This is a genomic window from Klebsiella sp. CB_Kp196 (assembly GCF_040061575.1).
Classification (GTDB): Bacteria; Pseudomonadota; Gammaproteobacteria; order Enterobacterales; family Enterobacteriaceae; genus Klebsiella; species Klebsiella michiganensis.
In genome coordinates this window covers 62,932-81,138 of record NZ_JBEAFH010000054.1, presented here as the reverse complement: position 1 = coordinate 81,138, position 18,207 = coordinate 62,932, and the positions used below count along the sequence as shown (strand labels likewise).

At 56.4% G+C, this 18,207-nt stretch carries 19 protein-coding genes; 13 read left to right on the top strand and 6 right to left on the bottom strand.

Features of this window, described 5'->3' with window-relative positions; genetic code table 11:
* Positions 1–22 precede the first annotated feature (22 nt).
* From ABLU87_RS19095 to ABLU87_RS19080, 4 genes are read left to right on the top strand one after another with little or no spacing between them, the layout of a single operon-like run.
* Positions 23–601, top strand: a complete 579-nt coding sequence (locus tag ABLU87_RS19095; protein WP_014226821.1) for an ECF transporter S component — start codon at positions 23–25, stop codon at positions 599–601.
* Positions 601–1,308: an energy-coupling factor transporter transmembrane component T gene (locus ABLU87_RS19090; RefSeq protein ID WP_122117405.1), complete on the top strand. Its 708-nt coding sequence runs from the start codon at positions 601–603 to the stop codon at positions 1,306–1,308. The genes ABLU87_RS19095 and ABLU87_RS19090 overlap by 1 nt, the downstream gene beginning before the upstream one ends.
* Positions 1,296–1,973, top strand: a complete 678-nt coding sequence (locus tag ABLU87_RS19085; RefSeq protein ID WP_025105947.1) for an energy-coupling factor ABC transporter ATP-binding protein — start codon at positions 1,296–1,298, stop codon at positions 1,971–1,973. Before ABLU87_RS19090 ends, ABLU87_RS19085 begins: the two co-directional genes overlap by 13 nt.
* Positions 1,967–2,623: an ATP-binding cassette domain-containing protein gene (locus tag ABLU87_RS19080; RefSeq protein ID WP_122117406.1), complete on the top strand. Its 657-nt coding sequence runs from the start codon at positions 1,967–1,969 to the stop codon at positions 2,621–2,623. The genes ABLU87_RS19085 and ABLU87_RS19080 overlap by 7 nt, the downstream gene beginning before the upstream one ends.
* A gap of 129 nt (positions 2,624–2,752) precedes the next feature.
* Here ABLU87_RS19080 and tkt read toward each other — a convergent pair whose 3' ends face one another.
* Positions 2,753–4,744 (bottom strand): transketolase, encoded by a 1,992-nt coding sequence (gene tkt, locus ABLU87_RS19075; protein WP_049084510.1) that lies wholly within the window; start codon positions 4,742–4,744, stop codon positions 2,753–2,755.
* A gap of 279 nt (positions 4,745–5,023) precedes the next feature.
* Between tkt and ABLU87_RS19070 the strand changes: the two genes are divergently transcribed.
* Positions 5,024–5,782: a M48 family metallopeptidase gene (locus ABLU87_RS19070; protein WP_032692845.1), complete on the top strand. Its 759-nt coding sequence runs from the start codon at positions 5,024–5,026 to the stop codon at positions 5,780–5,782.
* 167 nt (positions 5,783–5,949) lie between these two features.
* Here ABLU87_RS19070 and speB read toward each other — a convergent pair whose 3' ends face one another.
* From speB to ABLU87_RS19050, 4 genes are all read right to left on the bottom strand, one after another.
* Complete coding sequence (gene speB, locus ABLU87_RS19065) at positions 5,950–6,870, bottom strand: agmatinase (protein WP_004205166.1); 921 nt, start codon at positions 6,868–6,870, stop codon at positions 5,950–5,952.
* 211 nt (positions 6,871–7,081) lie between these two features.
* Complete coding sequence (gene speA, locus ABLU87_RS19060) at positions 7,082–9,058, bottom strand: biosynthetic arginine decarboxylase (RefSeq protein WP_014226827.1); 1,977 nt, start codon at positions 9,056–9,058, stop codon at positions 7,082–7,084.
* A gap of 8 nt (positions 9,059–9,066) precedes the next feature.
* Positions 9,067–9,198 (bottom strand): acid stress response protein YqgB, encoded by a 132-nt coding sequence (gene yqgB / locus ABLU87_RS19055; RefSeq protein ID WP_075210876.1) that lies wholly within the window; start codon positions 9,196–9,198, stop codon positions 9,067–9,069.
* A gap of 85 nt (positions 9,199–9,283) precedes the next feature.
* The gene (locus ABLU87_RS19050) at positions 9,284–9,433 is read right to left on the bottom strand and encodes a hypothetical protein (RefSeq protein ID WP_155774231.1); all 150 of its coding nucleotides are present in this window, start codon (positions 9,431–9,433) and stop codon (positions 9,284–9,286) included.
* A 467-nt stretch (positions 9,434–9,900) separates the two neighbouring features.
* On the opposite strand from ABLU87_RS19050, the gene metK reads away from it, so the two are divergent.
* From metK to ruvX, 8 genes are all read left to right on the top strand, one after another.
* Positions 9,901–11,055: a methionine adenosyltransferase gene (gene metK, locus ABLU87_RS19045; RefSeq protein ID WP_014226830.1), complete on the top strand. Its 1,155-nt coding sequence runs from the start codon at positions 9,901–9,903 to the stop codon at positions 11,053–11,055.
* A gap of 378 nt (positions 11,056–11,433) precedes the next feature.
* The gene (locus ABLU87_RS19040; protein ID WP_004854145.1) at positions 11,434–12,828 is read left to right on the top strand and encodes a sugar porter family MFS transporter; all 1,395 of its coding nucleotides are present in this window, start codon (positions 11,434–11,436) and stop codon (positions 12,826–12,828) included.
* A 75-nt stretch (positions 12,829–12,903) separates the two neighbouring features.
* The gene (locus tag ABLU87_RS19035; RefSeq protein WP_024274713.1) at positions 12,904–13,404 is read left to right on the top strand and encodes a SprT family zinc-dependent metalloprotease; all 501 of its coding nucleotides are present in this window, start codon (positions 12,904–12,906) and stop codon (positions 13,402–13,404) included.
* A 94-nt stretch (positions 13,405–13,498) separates the two neighbouring features.
* Positions 13,499–14,206, top strand: a complete 708-nt coding sequence (endA, locus tag ABLU87_RS19030) for a deoxyribonuclease I (RefSeq protein ID WP_014226832.1) — start codon at positions 13,499–13,501, stop codon at positions 14,204–14,206.
* A 91-nt stretch (positions 14,207–14,297) separates the two neighbouring features.
* Positions 14,298–15,029, top strand: coding sequence for a 16S rRNA (uracil(1498)-N(3))-methyltransferase (rsmE, locus tag ABLU87_RS19025; RefSeq protein WP_049078898.1), 732 nt, complete (start codon positions 14,298–14,300; stop codon positions 15,027–15,029).
* A gap of 20 nt (positions 15,030–15,049) precedes the next feature.
* On the top strand, positions 15,050–15,997 hold the full coding sequence (gene gshB, locus ABLU87_RS19020; protein WP_014226834.1) for a glutathione synthase: 948 nt from the start codon (positions 15,050–15,052) through the stop codon (positions 15,995–15,997).
* A gap of 176 nt (positions 15,998–16,173) precedes the next feature.
* Positions 16,174–16,737, top strand: coding sequence for a YqgE/AlgH family protein (locus tag ABLU87_RS19015; protein ID WP_014226835.1), 564 nt, complete (start codon positions 16,174–16,176; stop codon positions 16,735–16,737).
* A complete protein-coding gene (gene ruvX, locus ABLU87_RS19010; protein ID WP_014226836.1) occupies positions 16,737–17,153 on the top strand; it encodes a Holliday junction resolvase RuvX in 417 nt (138 codons plus the stop codon). Before ABLU87_RS19015 ends, ruvX begins: the two co-directional genes overlap by 1 nt.
* Before the next feature lie 55 nt (positions 17,154–17,208).
* Here ruvX and ABLU87_RS19005 read toward each other — a convergent pair whose 3' ends face one another.
* Positions 17,209–17,862 carry a LuxR C-terminal-related transcriptional regulator gene (locus ABLU87_RS19005; RefSeq protein WP_014226837.1) on the bottom strand — a complete coding sequence of 218 codons (654 nt, stop codon included), beginning with the start codon at positions 17,860–17,862 and terminating at the stop codon, positions 17,209–17,211.
* Between the last annotated feature and the right edge of the window lie 345 nt (positions 17,863–18,207).

The window sequence follows — 18,207 nt, the reverse complement described above, 5'->3', positions numbered from 1 at the left end:
TTTTCCCCTTAAAGAGGTTTCTATGGCTCGTCGCCAATTTACCAGCCAGTCCCTGGTGCTGATTGCGATCGCCGTCGCCATCAATATGATCGGCGGACAGCTCATCAGTCTGTTAAAGCTTCCCATCTTTCTCGATTCGATCGGCACCTTAATCAGCGCGGTTTTACTCGGCCCGGTCATTGGCATGTTGACCGGGTTACTGACCAACCTCCTGTGGGGGCTGCTGACCGATCCGATTGCCGCCGCCTTTGCGCCGGTGGCGATGGTGATTGGTCTGGTCGCCGGATGGCTGGCGCGCGCGGGATGGTTCCGCACCTTACCGAAGGTGGTCATTAGCGGCGTTGTCATTACCCTCGCCGTGACCGCGGTCGCCGTACCGCTGCGTACGGCGCTGTTCGGCGGCGTGACGGGCAGCGGCGCGGATCTGTTCGTCGCCTGGATCCATTCGGCAGGTCAGAATCTGCTGGAATCGGTGGCGATTACCGTCTTAGGCGCTAATCTGGTGGATAAAATCCTTACCGCAATTATCGTCTGGATCCTGCTGCGCCAGCTGCCGCTGCGCACGCTGCGTCAGTTTCCTGCGATGTCTGCCGTACGCTAATGCACCCTTTTACGTCATTAACCCTCTGGGCGCTGGCGGCGGCGACTACGCTGCTGCTGCCCGCAGAGACGGCGCTGCCGGTTTATAGCGCAGCGGCGTTTCTCAGCTTGCTGCTGTTCAGGGCGACGCGGCGGCGGGCAAAATACGTCGCCTGGCTCCTCTTCTCGCTGGGCATTGGCCTGTGGCTGGTCCACGGCGGCTGGTTTACCCAGTGGCTGAGCGGCCACCCTCGCGACCCGCAGCGCTGGGCCAGCGCCATCACGCTCTGGCTGAGAATTCTGGCGATTGTTTCAACGTCACAGCTGTGGATGGAGTACGTACCGGTACAGCGCTTTATTCGCGCCCTGTTTGCTTCACGCCTGCCGCCGGGCGTCGCTTATCTGTTCGCTGGCCCGCTGCTGGTTGTCGAACAGCTAAAGCGCCAGCTGACGATTATCCACGAAGCCCAACGCGCCCGCGGCGTACCGCTGGACGAGAACGGCTATCAGCGGCTGCGCGCTATGCCTGCGCTCATTATCCCTCTGACCCACAACGCGCTTAACGATCTGGCGATACGCGGAGCGGCGCTGGATATGCGGGCATTTCGTTTACATCGTCGGCGCACCACGCTTTGGGCGCCGAAAGACAGCGCCTTACAACGTCTGGCGCGTTACGGCATGCTGCTGGCGATGGCCGCTGAAGCTGGAGCCTGGCTATGGTTACGTTAGAACAATTCCGCTATCACCCGACCCAGGCGGCGCGATCTGCGGCATGCTTTGATTTTCATTATTCGCAGCCCGGCATTGTGGCGATTTTTGGCGATAGCGGCAGCGGGAAAAGCACTCTGGCGCAGATTATGGCGGGCTGGTATCCGGATTTTCTGCCCGGCGATATCGAAGGTAAAGGCACCCTGCTTGGTATCCCCATCGGGCAGCAATCGCTGGTCGAACGGGCGCAGACCATCCAGCTGGTCCAGCAATCACCCTATCTCCAGCTTTCCGGCTGTACCTTCAGCGTCGAAGAAGAGGTCGCTTTTGGCCCTGAAAATCTCTGCCTCAGCGAAGAGGAGATTATGCGCCGTATTGACGAAGCGCTGACGCTGACGGCGTGCCAGGCGTTACGACATCGCCACCCCTCCACGCTATCCGGGGGAGAAACCCAGCGCGTGGCGATCGCCTGCGCGCTGGCTATGCGGCCAACGCTACTGATCCTTGACGAAGCCTTTAGCCGCCTGACGGCGCAGGCAAGCGCTATGCTTCTGGAGCGCCTGGGACACTGGGCGCTGGCGCAGCGTTCATTGATTATCCTTTTTGAACGCCCCCCTTCGCCTTTTCTTGCCTGGTGTCAGCAGGGATGGCGACTGCACGATGGAGCGCTTTCCCCGCTATGCTAACGTTGAATCAGGTGACCTGGCGCTGGCCCGGCGCGACGGCTGACTGTTTGCAAAATATCTCGCTGGCGCTCGGCCAGGGGGAATGGCTGGCGCTCACCGGCGATAATGGCGCGGGGAAATCCACCCTGCTGCGGGTGATGGCCGGACTGCTACCCGCCACGTCTGGTACCGTCAATTTGCTGGATAAGCCGATTGCGCAATACAAAAACCGTCAACGCGCCAATATCATCGGCGTGCTGTTTCAGGAGGCCGAAAACCAGCTCTTCCACAGCAAAGTCGCGGAAGAGGTCGCCTTTGGGCTGCGGCTCCAGAAATTGCCTCCTGCGGAGGTTGCGCAACGCACCGCGGCGGCGCTGAAATTATGCCGGCTGGAGAGCGTAGCCGACGCGCATCCGCTGGATTTACATACCGCCCAACGCAGGATGGTCGCCGTCGCCTCTCTGGAAGCCATGGCGCCAGAAATACTGCTGCTTGACGAACCCAGCCGCGATTTTGACCAGCACTGGCTGACAATATTTGAAGCGTGGCTGGCGGTTTGCCGCAAAAGAGGGACCAGCCTAGTGGCCATCAGCCACGATGAGGCGTTTACACGGCGGCACTTTTCCCGCCGGGTGCTTCTGGAAAAAGGCAGAGTGCTGAGGATGGTCTGAAAAAGAAACGGGCCGCCAGAGCGACCCGTTTTTTACGGCGGCAGCCAGAGTTTTTACACGGAGGCGGCGCTGCGCACCTGTCCGGGCTACCCGACCGCGCTGGCCCGTAGCCCGGAGGCGGTAAAAGAACTACAGCAGTGCTTTCGCTTTCGCGACCACGTTATCCACGGTGAAGCCAAACTCTTCAAACAGCTGCTCCGCCGGCGCAGACTCACCGAAGGTGGTCATGCCAACGATCGCGCCGTTCAGGCCCACGTATTTGAACCAGTAGTCGGCGATACCCGCTTCGATGGCCACGCGCGCAGAGACGGCTTTCGGCAGCACGGCTTCACGGTAAGCGGCATCCTGCTTGTCAAACGCGTCGGTGGACGGCATGGAAACCACGCGCGCTTTCACGCCTTCGGCAGTCAGTTTTTCGTAAGCGGCAACCGCCAGCTCCACTTCAGAACCGGTGGCGATGAAGATCAGCTCCGGCTGTCCCGCGCAGTCTTTCAGCACGTAGCCGCCGCGGGCGACGTTCGCCAGCTGCTCTTCGGTACGCTCCTGCTGCGCCAGGTTCTGACGGGAGAGGATCAGCGCGGTCGGGCCGTCCTGACGCTCTACGCCGTATTTCCACGCGATGGCGGATTCCACCTGGTCGCACGGACGCCATGTGGACATGTTCGGCGTGACGCGCAGGGAAGCCACCTGCTCAACCGGCTGGTGCGTCGGGCCGTCTTCGCCCAGACCGATGGAGTCGTGGGTGTAGACCATCACCTGACGCTGTTTCATCAGCGCCGCCATACGTACCGCGTTACGCGCGTACTCGACGAACATCAGGAAGGTGGAGGTGTACGGCAGGAAACCACCGTGCAGGGCGATACCGTTGGCAATCGCGGTCATACCGAATTCACGTACGCCGTAGTGGATATAGTTACCGGCAGCGTCTTCGTTGATGGCCTTAGAGCCGGACCACAGGGTCAGGTTACTTGGCGCCAGGTCAGCAGAGCCGCCGAGGAACTCAGGCAGCAGCGGGCCGAAGGCTTCAATGGCGTTCTGGGACGCTTTACGGCTGGCGATTTTCGCCGGGTTAGCCTGCAGCTTCGCGATGAATTCGTTCGCTTTCGCGTCGAAATCAGCCGGCATCTCACCTTTCATACGGCGGGTAAACTCGGCGGCTTCCTGCGGGAAGGCTTTGGCGTAGGCGGCGAATTTCTCGTTCCACGCGGACTCTTTTGCCTGGCCGGCTTCTTTGGCATCCCACTGGGCATAGATTTCAGACGGGATTTCAAACGCCGGGTGTTTCCAGCCGAGCGCTTCGCGGGTCAGCGCGATTTCCGCGTCGCCCAGCGGCGCGCCGTGGGAGTCGTGGGTACCAGCTTTGTTCGGCGAACCGAAACCGATGATGGTTTTGCACATCAGCAGGGACGGTTTGTCGGTGACCGCACGCGCTTCTTCTACCGCGCGTTTAATCGAGTCAGCATCGTGACCGTCAACGCCGCGCACCACGTGCCAGCCGTAGGCTTCAAAACGCTTCGCGGTGTCATCGGTGAACCAGCCTTCCACGTGACCGTCGATAGAGATGCCGTTGTCGTCATAGAACGCCACCAGCTTGCCCAGTTTCAGGGTACCGGCCAGAGAACATACCTCGTGAGAGATACCTTCCATCATGCAGCCGTCGCCCATGAACGCGTAGGTGAAGTGGTCAACAATGTCGTGGCCCGGGCGGTTGAACTGCGCCGCCAGAGTTTTCTCCGCGATGGCCATACCAACCGCATTCGCAATACCCTGCCCCAGCGGACCGGTGGTGGTTTCCACGCCCGCGGTGTAGCCGACTTCCGGGTGACCCGGGGTTTTAGAGTGCAGCTGACGGAAGTTCTTCAGCTCTTCAATCGGCAGATCATAACCGGTGAGGTGCAGCAGGCTGTAAATCAGCATGGAACCGTGGCCGTTGGACAGGACAAAACGGTCGCGGTCGGCCCAGGACGGGTTCTGCGGGTTATGATTCAGGAAATCACGCCACAGGACTTCGGCAATGTCAGCCATACCCATCGGGGCACCCGGGTGGCCGGATTTGGCTTTCTGTACTGCGTCCATGCTCAGCGCACGAATAGCGTTAGCAAGCTCTTTACGTGAGGACATTTTGACTCCAGATCGGATAATGAAGGCCATGCCCGCAACGACTTGACGACAGCGCGTTTTGGGCTACGCCGGAAAAAAGTGTGAACAATGTAACCTAAGCGGCAAAGCATGTACATGGAGCATCCTTTTGCCGTTTAAGAAATCTCTGGAACACGTTGTGCTACGGCGTAATCCTCTCGCCCGCATTCTCATATAGTATTTATAATTTGCACAGGATACGGCAGGCAGCCATCGCCGTTTTTTCGGATAAATAACCATAAGATTGTGGAAGATAAAAAAATGAAAATTCGCTCAGCTCTTCTTGCCCTTGGGATCGCAGCCACGCTTACCGGATGCCAGAACATGGATTCCAACGGCCTGCTTAGCTCCGGCGCGGAGGCTTTCCAGGCTTATTCGCTCAGCGACGAGCAGGTGAAAACCTTAAGCGACAAAGCCTGTCAGGAGATGGATGCGAAAGCGACTATCGCGCCTGCCAGCAGTGAATACAGCAAACGCCTGAGTAAAATCGCCGCCGCGCTGGGGGACAACATCAACGGCCAGCCGGTGAACTACAAGGTGTATCAAACTAAAGACGTTAACGCCTTCGCCATGGCAAACGGCTGCATCCGTGTTTACAGCGGACTGATGGATTTGATGAATGATAATGAAGTCGAAGCGGTTATCGGCCACGAAATGGGTCACGTCGCGCTGGGCCACGTGAAGAAAGGGATGCAGGTAGCGCTGGGCACCAACGCGGTACGCGCGGCGGCGGCCTCCGCGGGCGGCATCGTCGGCAGCCTGTCGCAGTCGCAGCTGGGCGATCTGGGCGAGAAGCTGGTGAACTCGCAGTTCTCCCAGCGTCAGGAATCGGAAGCGGACGACTACTCGTACGATCTGCTGCGCAAGCGCGGCATTAATCCGGCAGGACTTGCCACCAGCTTCGAGAAACTGGCGAAGCTGGAAGCCGGACGCCAAAGCTCCATGTTTGATGACCACCCGGCATCGGAAGCACGCGCTCAGCATATCCGCGATCGCATGAAGGCCGACGGGATTAAGTAAGCCCCGGCTCCCCAAGTGGCATAACAAACAGAATTGGGGGAGCTTATCGGTATGCCGGGTAGCGGCTCACACCTTACCCGGCAACACAACCTGCACTCATTCTTAGGCCGGTGCAAGCACTGCGCCTCCAGGTCGTTCGAGGAAAACGCACGCTGTGAGCGACCTGATTATTCGCCTTTTTTCGCCGCCTGAATGTAGAGCATTTCCAGCGCCAGCGTCGCCGCCGCCAGGGCGGTGATTTCGGACTGGTCGTAGGCCGGAGCGACTTCCACCACGTCCATGCCGACGATGTTCAGATCCTTCAGGCCGCGCACCAGCTTGATCGCACGATCGGAAGTCAGCCCGCCGATCACCGGCGTACCGGTACCCGGGGCAAACGCCGGATCCAGGCAGTCGATATCAAAGGTCAGGTACACCGGCATATCGCCGACGATCTGTTTCACCTGAGCGATCACGTCGTCGACGCTGCGGTCGTTAACCTGACCCGCATCCAGCACCGTGAAGCCGTTGTCTTTATCAAACTCGGTACGGATACCGATCTGCACCGAATGATTCGGATCGATCAGGCCTTCGTTCGGCGCGGTATAGAACATGGTGCCGTGGTCAAATTCGCAGCCATTGGCGTAGGTATCGGTATGGGCGTCGAAATGCACCAGCGCCATTTTGCCAAAGTGCTTCGCATGAGCGCGCAGCAGCGGCAGCGTCACAAAGTGGTCGCCGCCAAAAGAGAGCATGCGTTTTCCTGCCGCCAGCAGTTTTTCCGCGTGGGCCTGCAGCTTTTCACTCATTTCACGCGCGTCGCCAAAGGCGTAAACCAGATCGCCGCAGTCCACGACGTTCAGGCGCTCGCGCATGTCAAAATTCCACGGGAAGCGGTTGTGCTCCCACGCAAGGTTCGTCGACACCTGGCGGATCGCCGCCGGGCCATGACGGCCGCCCGCGCGTCCGGAGGTCGCCATATCAAACGGTACGCCGGTGATGACCCAGTCCGCATCGCTGTCGTACGGCATGAAATTCATCGGTAGACGCAGAAAACCAAATGCGTTGGATACCAGGGAGTTATCGTATTGATGACCTAAGGTGCTCATGGGTATGACCTCTTTTACAGTCGTTGTATTGAAATACAAATATAAAAAAACCCTTCCGCGTCGTTAGGCCCGACGAGGAAGGGTTTGAATGAGTTTACTGCTTAGTTGGCCGAATTATCGCCGTAAATGTCTACGCGTTCAAGTGAGTCTGGCAAGTGGCGAACCAGGCTTCTCTCTCCCTCTTTCCTCTCCGCTACGGAGAGGGCATAGATCACTCGTCTTCCAGATAAGTGTAGCCGTATAAACCGGCCTCGAACTCTTCAAGGAACTGCTGCTGCAGGTCAGCGTCGAGATCGGTCTTTTTCACCTGATCGCGGAACTGGGTCAACAGCGTGTTCGGATCGAGCTGCACGTACTGCAGCATATCCGCGACGGTATCCCCTTCATCAGACAGCTCCACTTCGACGCTGCCGTCAGGGAAGACAAACACGTCGACGGCTTCCGTATCGCCGAACAGGTTGTGCATATTGCCGAGGATCTCCTGGTAGGCGCCTACCATAAAGAAGCCCAGCATCGGCGGGTTATCCGGATCGTATTCCGGCATCGGCATGGTGGTCGCAATACCGTCGCCATCCACATAGTGGTCAATCGCGCCGTCGGAGTCGCAGGTGATATCCAGCAGCACCGCGCGGCGTTCCGGCACCATATTCAGCCCTTCCAGCGGCATCACCGGGAATAGCTGATCGATACCCCAGGCGTCCGGCATCGACTGGAACAGGGAGAAGTTGACGTAGATCTTATCCGCCATACGCTCCTGCAGTTCGTCGATAATTGGGCGATGCGCGCGGTTGCTGGGATCGAGCTGTTTCTGCACTTCATGGCACATATTGAGATACAGCTGCTCGGCCCAGGCGCGCTCCTGAAGATTAAAGGTGCCGGAGGAGTAGCCGATATGAATATCGTGCAGATCCATCTGGCTGTCGTGCAGCCATTCGCGCAGCGAGCGGCGATTGCCGGTTTCCTGCATCTCCTGCCAGGTTTCCCACATGCTTTGCAGCGGACGCGCGGCGTCTTCCGCGGGCGGGGTCGCCTCGGTATATTCGTTACGCTCAACGCCGATAATATTCGATACCAGCACGGTGTGGTGCGCCGTGACCGCGCGGCCGGATTCGGTGATCACCGTCGGATGCGGCAGGCCGTTCTCTTCACAGGCATCGCCAATCGCCCAGATGATGTTGTTGGCGTATTCGTTCAGGCCGTAGTTCACCGAGCAGTCGGACTGCGAACGGGTCCCTTCATAGTCGACGCCGAGACCGCCGCCAACGTCGAAGCACTGAATATTCACGCCCAGCTTGTGCAGCTCAACGTAGAAACGCGACGATTCACGCACGCCGGTGGCGATATCGCGAATATTGGCCATCTGCGAGCCAAGGTGGAAGTGCAGCAGCTGCAGGCTGTCCAGATGCCCGGCTGAGCGCAGAATTTCAACCAGCTGCAAAACCTGGGTCGCCGCGAGGCCAAATTTGGATTTTTCGCCGCCGGAGGACTGCCACTTACCGGAGCCCTGCGAAGCCAGACGCGCGCGCACGCCGAGACGCGGCACCACGTTCAGCCGCTCGGCCTCTTCCAGCACGATGGCGATTTCGGACATTTTCTCGATGACCAGATAGACCTTGTGGCCCATCTTTTCGCCCACCAGCGCCAGGCGGATATATTCACGGTCTTTATAACCGTTACAGACAATCACGCTGCGGGTCATACCGGCGTGCGCCAGTACCGCCATCAGCTCGGCCTTGGAGCCGGCTTCCAGACCCAGCGGCTCGCCGGAGTGGATCAGCGATTCAATCACGCGGCGATGCTGGTTAACCTTGATCGGATAAACCAGGAAGTAGTCACCGTTATAGCCATAAGATTCGCGCGCGCGTTTAAAGGCGGCGTTAATCGAACGCAGGCGGTGCTGCAAAATCTGCGGGAAGCAGAACAGCGCAGGCAGGCGCTGCCCCTGAGCTTCACGCGCTTTCACCAGCTCGGCAAGGTCAACGCGCGCTTCCGGGACGTCAGGATCCGGGCAGACGCTAATATGGCCCAGTTCGTTAACGTCGTAGTAGTTATTACCCCACCAGGCAATATTGTAAGTACGTAGCATCTTGCTGGCTTCCTGGGAGCTCATCGCAACCTCCTGCATGGAACGTAGTACACCGTGATCGCCTGCTGACGAAGGCGAAGATAAAGACATGTCGTCAGACATAGCGAACCTCAAATTTTAGTAACAAGTGTAAAACAGTTGACTACTATCGCAATCCGAAGAAGCGATAACAACCCATAAACAGTCCGAAATCCCAGTAGATAGTGCTGGTCTTGCGGCTGAGCGACCGGTTTCTTATTCATATCATCGTAAAACACGTACCCGAACGGAGTATGACAGTCCGGAGAAACCACGAGAAAACCCTTGCTATCGCAAGAGCGCCCTTGTTCAGTTTTCCAGCAGCCTGCCGGCCCGGGAATCCTGAGAAGCGCCGAGATGGGTAGAACATCGGCTGGTTTGCATGAGAGAGATGCGGATTGAGGAGTAGTGACGCGCGACGGAACGACGCGACGAATCAGGCGAAAAACGTGGGTTCATTATCTGGTATCACCTCCACACTGCCCCGAGTCGGGCCAGCGACAAGCCAAAGCTATAGGTTCCGGACAGCCAGCGAAAACGCCGCTGCGGGACTCTGTCAATAGAGACTGCTTAACCCGGCTGGAAGTGGCGTCACGAGGTGAGTGCTCGTGCGCTGTTTTAATGAGCCGCGCGCGGCGTTTTATACCGAGAAGCGGGGTAAAAAGCAAAATAAAAATATGCGCGTTGCCGGGTATTGTCAGGAAAAATTGCCACTGCCCTTTTTCTATAAATGCGACGAATATCAAAAAAGGCTGGAAATGGGGTCAAGAACTGCCCTAAAATAGCCGTCCAGAAGTTAATCCATCTATACTGATTAACACTCAGACTGCTCGTGTCACTACCTGCAAGCTTTGGTAGAGTCATCCGTCAAAGCCATTCTACACAACAGTATGAGCTACCCGAATCGTCCACAGGTGAAATAAAACATGGCAAAACACCTCTTTACGTCAGAGTCCGTATCAGAAGGGCATCCCGACAAAATTGCTGACCAAATCTCCGACGCCGTGCTGGATGCGATCCTCGAACAGGATCCGAAAGCGCGCGTAGCATGTGAAACCTACGTCAAAACCGGTATGGTTCTGGTCGGTGGTGAAATCACCACCAGCGCATGGGTTGATATCGAAGAGATCACCCGCAACACGGTCCGTGAAATTGGCTACGTGCATTCCGATATGGGCTTTGACGCCAACTCCTGCGCGGTGCTGAGCGCCATCGGTAAACAGTCTCCGGACATCAACCAGGGCGTTGACCGTGCCGATCCGCTGGAACAGGGCGCGGGCGACCAGGGCCTGATGTTTGGCTACGCCACTAACGAAACCGACGTGCTGATGCCGGCGCCGATCACCTATGCGCACCGTCTGGTGCAGCGTCAGGCTGAAGTGCGTAAAAACGGCACCCTGCCGTGGCTGCGCCCGGATGCGAAAAGCCAGGTCACCTTCCAGTACGACGACGGCAAAGTTGTCGGTATTGATGCGGTCGTTCTCTCCACACAGCACGCCGAAAGCATCGATCAGAAATCGCTGCAGGAAGCGGTGATGGAAGAGATCATCAAACCGGTTCTGCCGACCGAGTGGCTGAACAGCGCAACCAAATTCTTTATCAACCCAACCGGCCGTTTTGTTATCGGCGGCCCCATGGGCGACTGCGGCCTGACCGGGCGTAAAATCATCGTTGATACCTACGGCGGCATGGCTCGTCACGGCGGCGGCGCGTTCTCCGGTAAAGATCCGTCTAAAGTGGACCGTTCTGCGGCCTATGCGGCGCGCTATGTGGCGAAAAACATCGTTGCCGCTGGCCTGGCCGATCGTTGCGAAATCCAGGTTTCCTACGCCATCGGCGTGGCGGAGCCAACTTCAATCATGGTTGAAACCTTCGGTACCGAAAAAGTGCCTTCTGAGCAGCTGACCCTGCTGGTGCGCGAGTTCTTTGACCTGCGTCCGTATGGCCTGATTCAGATGCTGGATCTGCTGCACCCGATCTACAAAGAGACGGCGGCATACGGCCACTTTGGCCGCGAGCATTTCCCGTGGGAAAAAACCGACAAAGCGGCCCAGCTGCGCGAAGCGTCCGGTCTGAAATAAGACGCCGCTCTCCCCGCTTTCAAGGCCAGCCTCGCGCTGGCCTTTTTATTTTACGCCCCTCAGCCGCCCGGCATACCGCCTGCAACATGCCTATTATGGAAGCGATTACATCATATGCAGAGCAAACCTTTTCCGTTATTGCATGCAAAATGTAATAAGACTTCACTTTGTTACACAATATTTCAGTAAAGTCCGATTAGCGCTTTTAATTTCTTGAGCTAAACTTAATTAATATACTGATTTAAATGCGTTTATAGTCATTACGTTTCTTTACTCTAGTGTAACCGATTACACAGCCGTGATTACTATCACATTTTTTTACGACGTATTTACCTACCCTACGCATCGACAAGATCAATAACTCAACCGGAGGGCGTTATGCCTGACAACAAAAAACAAGGGCGTTCCAACAAGACGATGACGTTCTTTGTCTGTTTCCTCGCCGCACTGGCTGGCCTGCTGTTCGGCCTTGATATCGGTGTTATTGCGGGTGCCTTACCCTTTATTGCCAACGAGTTCCAGATAAGCGCCCACACTCAGGAGTGGGTGGTCAGCTCTATGATGTTCGGCGCCGCCGTCGGCGCGGTGGGCAGCGGCTGGCTCTCCTTCAAACTCGGGCGTAAAAAAAGCCTGATGATTGGCGCCATCCTGTTCGTTGCCGGCTCGCTGTTCTCCGCCGCCGCACCGAACGTGGAAGTGCTGCTGCTCTCTCGCGTGCTGCTCGGCCTTGCCGTGGGCGTCGCCTCCTACACCGCCCCGCTGTATCTGTCTGAAATCGCCCCGGAAAAAATCCGCGGCAGCATGATTTCGATGTATCAGCTGATGATTACCATTGGTATTCTCGGCGCCTATCTTTCCGATACGGCATTCAGCTACAGCGGCGCCTGGCGCTGGATGCTCGGGGTGATTATTATCCCGGCGGTGCTGTTGCTGATTGGCGTGGTTTTCCTGCCTGACAGCCCGCGCTGGTTTGCCGCTAAGCGCCGCTTTGTCGACGCCGAACGCGTCCTGCTGCGCCTGCGCGACACCAGCGCTGAAGCGAAACGCGAGCTGGATGAGATCCGCGAAAGCCTGAAGGTAAAACAGTCCGGCTGGTCGCTGTTTAAAGAAAATAGTAACTTCCGCCGCGCGGTATTCCTCGGCGTCCTGCTGCAGGTGATGCAACAGTTCACCGGTATGAACGTCATCATGTACTACGCGCCGAAGATTTTTGAACTGGCGGGCTATACCAACACCACCGAACAGATGTGGGGAACCGTCATCGTGGGGCTGACCAACGTTCTGGCGACCTTTATCGCCATCGGACTGGTTGACCGCTGGGGCCGTAAGCCGACGCTGATCCTCGGCTTTATCGTTATGGCGCTCGGCATGGGCGTACTGGGCAGCATGATGCATATCGGCATCCACTCCGCCACGGCGCAGTACTTTGCCGTCCTGATGCTGCTGATGTTTATCGTTGGCTTTGCGATGAGCGCCGGCCCGCTGATTTGGGTGCTGTGCTCCGAAATCCAGCCGCTGAAAGGGCGTGATTTCGGTATCACCTGCTCAACGGCCACCAACTGGATTGCCAACATGATCGTCGGCGCGACCTTCCTGACCATGCTGAACTCGCTGGGCAGCGCCAACACCTTCTGGGTCTATGGCGGCCTGAACATCCTGTTCATCTTCCTGACCCTGTGGCTGATCCCGGAAACCAAAAACGTTTCGCTGGAACATATCGAACGTAACCTGATGAAAGGCCGTAAGCTGCGCGAAATCGGCGCGCGCGACTAGACTAACCCGCTTCCTCCCTCCCGGGAGGAAGCTTCTTCTTGCTCTCCTCATCCCGCCGCACTATCCTCTGGCGCTATGAAAACACCCCGAATTCCCATTGCCCTTCAACAGGCCGTTATGCGCAGCCTGCGGGAAAATCTTGCCAAAGCGAACCTCAAGCTGGGACGACATTACCCTGAACCGGTGCTGGTTTATCAGCAGCGGGGAACCTCCGCCGGTACCGCCTGGCTGGAGAAAAATGAAATCCGCCTTAACCCGGTGCTGCTGCTGGAAAACCAGCAGGCGTTTATTGATGAAGTCGTGCCGCACGAGCTGGCCCACCTGCTGGTATGGAAGCACTTTGGCCGCGTGGCGCCGCACGGCAAAGAGTGGAAATGGATGATGGAAAGCGTGCTGGGCGTTCCGGCTCTGCGCACCCATCGTTTCGAACTCGATTCAGTGCGTAAAAATACCTTCCCCTACCGCTGCCAGTGCCAGCAGCACCAGCTTACCGTCCGCCGCCACAATCGCGTGATGCGCGGGGAGGCCACCTATCGCTGCGTGCGCTGCGGAGATGTTCTGGTGGCGGAAAAGTAATCTCCGGAAATAACTGGAAATTTTCTGATCTGACTGATTGCGTCTGGCAATCACATTCGATACGTTGCGGGCTCGTTTTGACACGGAGTTAACGATGTCCCGTATTCATATTTTTGCTGCCGCGTTTCTCAGCGCGGCGGTATGCGCCCCGCTTGCAGCGGAAGGAATCAACAGTTTTTCTCAGGCCAAGACCGCTGGGGTCAAGGTCAATGCCGACGCCCCCGGCGATTTCTACTGCGGCTGTAAAATCAACTGGCAGGGAAAAAAGGGGGTTATCGACCTGGAATCTTGTGGCTATAAAGTGCGTAAAAATGAAAATCGCGCCAGCCGGGTCGAGTGGGAGCATGTGGTTCCCGCATGGCAGTTTGGCCATCAGCGTCAGTGCTGGCAGGACGGCGGGCGCAAAAACTGCGCTAAAGATCCGGAATACCGCAAGATGGAAAGCGACATGCATAACCTGCAGCCGGCGGTCGGCGAGGTCAACGGCGACCGCGCCAACTTTATGTACAGCCAGTGGAACGGCGGCGAAGGCCAGTACGGCCAGTGCGCGATGAAGGTTGATTTTAAAGATAAAGTTGCCGAGCCGCCGGCTCGCGCCCGGGGCGCTATCGCCAGAACCTACTTCTATATGCGCGACCGCTACCAGCTCAATCTTTCCCGCCAGCAAACCCAGCTGTTTACCGCCTGGGATAAGCTGTACCCGGTTACAACCTGGGAGTGCGAACGCGACGCGCGTATTGCAAAAGTTCAGGGCAACCATAATCCTTACGTCCTGCAGGCTTGCCAGGCGCAAAAGAGCTAACCTACACTAGCGGCAATTGTTAATTTGCAGCTTCACTCCTTCCCCTGTCATGGGGGAGGAGAATATCTGCGCAAAGAACGGAATATCAAGCATGCGCATTCCTCGCATCCATCACCCGGAACCGATTACCACGGGTAGCCAGATAGCTCTTTCCGACGACGCGGCCAACCACGTCGGTCGCGTTTTACGCATGGGTAAAGGCCAGGCAATTGAGCTTTTTGACGGCAGCAATCAGGTCTTCGAGGCGGTCATTGTCGAGGCAGGTAAGAAAAACGTTCTGGTTGACGTTCAGAGCAGCAAAATGGATAACCGTGAATCCCCGCTGCATATCCATTTAGGCCAGGTGATGTCCCGCGGCGAAAAAATGGAATTCACCATCCAGAAATCGATCGAACTTGGCGTAAGCCTCATAACGCCACTGTTTTCCGAGCGCTGTGGCGTTAAACTGGACGCCGAACGTTTGCAGAAGAAGATCCAGCAGTGGCAAAAAATCGCCATTGCCGCCTGCGAGCAAAGCGGCCGCAACGTGGTGCCGGAGATCCGCCCCGCCATGCAGCTTGAAGCCTGGTGCGCGGAGCAGGACGAGGGCCTGAAGCTTAATTTGCACCCTCGCGCCAGCGCCAGCATTAATACGCTGCCGCTGCCGGTCGAACGTATCCGGCTGCTGATTGGCCCGGAAGGCGGGCTTTCGGCAGAAGAGATAGCGATGACCGCTCGCTACCGGTTTACTGATATCCTGTTGGGACCGCGCGTTCTGCGTACAGAGACAACTGCGCTCACTGCCATTACCGCCCTGCAGGTGCGTTTTGGCGACTTAGGTTGAAGCGTTAACGGAGAAGAACAATGATTAAGCTCGGCATCGTGATGGACCCCATCGCAACCATCAACATCAAGAAAGACACCAGCTTCGCCATGTTGCTGGAGGCGCAGCGTCGCGGCTATGAACTCCATTATATGGAGATGAACGATCTGTACTTAATCAACGGCGAAGCCCGCGCCCGTACGCGTAAGCTGAGCGTCGAGCAGAACTACGATAAATGGTACGCGTTCAACGGCGAACAGGATCTGCCTCTGGCGGACCTTGACGTCATTCTGATGCGTAAAGATCCGCCGTTCGATACCGAGTTTATCTACGCGACCTACATCCTCGAACGCGCCGAAGAGCAAGGCACGCTGATCGTCAATAAGCCGCAGAGCCTGCGCGACTGTAACGAAAAGCTGTTTACCGCCTGGTTCTCCGAGCTGACCCCGGAAACGCTGGTCACCCGTAATAAAGCCCAGCTGAAAGCCTTCTGGGAAAAACATGGCGATGTCATTCTCAAACCGCTGGACGGTATGGGCGGCACCTCCATTTTCCGCGTTAAAGAGGGTGACCCCAACCTCGGCGTGATTACCGAGACGCTAACCGAGCTGGGCAGCCGCTACTGCATGGCGCAGAACTATCTGCCGGCCATTAAAGATGGCGATAAGCGCGTGCTGGTGGTTGACGGCGAGCCGGTTCCTTACTGCCTGGCCCGTATCCCGCAGGGCGGCGAAACCCGCGGTAACCTTGCGGCCGGTGGTCGTGGCGAAGCGCGCCCGCTGACCGAAAGCGACTGGGCCATCGCCCGCCGCGTGGGCCCGACGCTGAAGGCCAAAGGCTTAATCTTCGTCGGTCTGGATATCATTGGCGATCGCCTGACGGAGATTAACGTCACCAGCCCCACCTGCGTACGTGAAATCGAAGCCGCCTTCCCGATTTCCATTACCGGGATGCTGATGGATGCCATCGAGAAGCGCCTCAATAAATAAAGCGCTTATTCAGGCTACAGGCCAGCGCCTGTAGCCTGGAGCCAGCTCAGGAGATTCACGCTCAGGTTCATACCGACAACGCGCCTTGAGCCTGCAAGATAAAGTGAATCGACACTCCCTTGCTTTACCCGCATACTGGGTGCTGCTTTTTTGAACCAGGAACAGAACCTCTGACAATGAATTTACAGCATCACTTTCTAATTGCCATGCCTGCTCTCCAGGACCCGATGTTCCGTCGCTCCGTAGTCTATATCTGCGAGTATAACGATGACGGTGCCATGGGCATCATCATCAATAAGCCGATGGAAAATCTGCAGGTTGAAGGGATCCTGGAGAAGTTAAAAATCACGCCTGAACCGCGCAATCCCGAGATTCGCCTGGATAAACCGGTGATGGTTGGCGGCCCGCTGGCCGAGGATCGGGGTTTTATACTGCATTCGCCGCCTTCCGACTTTTCTTCCAGCATTCGTATTTCCGATAACACGGTGATCACCACCTCCCGCGACGTGCTCGAAACGCTGGGTACGGATAAACAGCCGGACAACGTGCTGGTTGCGCTGGGCTATGCCTCTTGGGAGAAAGGCCAGCTGGAGCAAGAGATTCTGGATAACGCCTGGCTCACCGCGCCGGCCGATCGGAATATTTTGTTCAGCACGCCGATAGCTGACCGCTGGCGCGATGCTGCGAAGCTCATTGGCATCGATATCGTGACGATGCCAGCCGAAGCGGGGCATGCGTAATGAGCGGCACTTTTTTAGGCTTTGATTTTGGCACCAAAAGCATTGGCGTCGCCGTAGGGCAGCGCATCACAGGCACTGCCCGCCCCCTTCCCGCGTTGAAAGCGCAGGACGGTAAGCCTGACTGGAATATTATCGAAAAGCTGCTGAAAGAGTGGCAGCCCGAAGCCGTGATTGTCGGCCTGCCGCTGAATATGGACGGTACGGAACAGCCCCTCACCGCGCGCGCACGCAACTTCGCGAATAAAATCCACGGCCGCTTCGGCGTGCAAATAACCCTGCATGATGAACGTCTGAGCACGGTTGAAGCCAGAGCCGGGCTATTCGAACACGGTGGATTCCGGGCGCTCAATAAAGGCAGCGTGGATTCCGCTTCTGCAGTCATTATTCTGGAAAGCTACTTCGAGCAAAGTTTCTGAACATCAATGATGGCGCCCTACCGCAGCGGCAGGCGCCATCATCCTGATTTCATTTTTAGTGGCGCAAATGCTCATTCGCCCAACTGACCGCCTGAGTCCGGTTCTTCACGCTTAGCTTACGGAACACGTTGTACAGATGGGTACGCACCGTGTTTTCACTGATAAACAGCGCGCGGGCAATATCCAGATTGGTCGCCCCGCAGCGAAGTTCATTCAGGATTTCACATTCACGCTCGGTCAGCGGTGAATTTTCCGCAGGCGCCGATACATGATCCGCAGCATACATCGCCGGGTGCATCACGCTCAATTCAGCCGTCTGTTCGCCGTTCAGCACAGCCTTAACGCCCTCAATTAAGCGCGATTCATCATCGTCATGACGGAAAACGCCGTACAGCGCTGGCCACTGCGCCATTTCGTAGAGCTCATACTTTTGCGCGCTATTGATAATCAATAAACGGGGGTTATCCGCCTGCAGACGAATAATGTCACGCCATACGCTATTCAACTTTTTATTTGAAACTGCAATATCAAATAATATTACAGAATCTTTCAAAAGACGCTGCGCGAGGGGTTTGTTAATATTTTGCAGAACGACTGATGCAGATAACTTCTCAGCCAGCCAGGTTGCGAATGCTTTGCTTTGAATAGAGGGGTGAGTAATAAAAGTAACCTGGTGAGAAAAAGCCGAATTCTCAGATAAATTAATCACTTAAAACTCTCCTTAGTTGATTCCCGCCTTCATAGCGGTTAAATGAATTAACAAGAATACGATCGCTGGTGTATTTATAAATTCAAACCAAACTTACACCTTGAAACATTATTCCATGGGAATTTTCCTATCCCTGTAAACAGCATAAATCGAATGCCTTAAGAGAGTCAAAAGATTATCAAAATTTTTTCCTGGTTATGGGAGGTTTATGTCAATTCGTTTTTCATAGCGTGCATTATTCGGCTTAATTTTAGGTACTTATTTGTAATATAAAATAATGATACCAAACATTAATAAAACATTATCATAACAAGCCATTGGTATGATGTCTGAATATAAAAGATG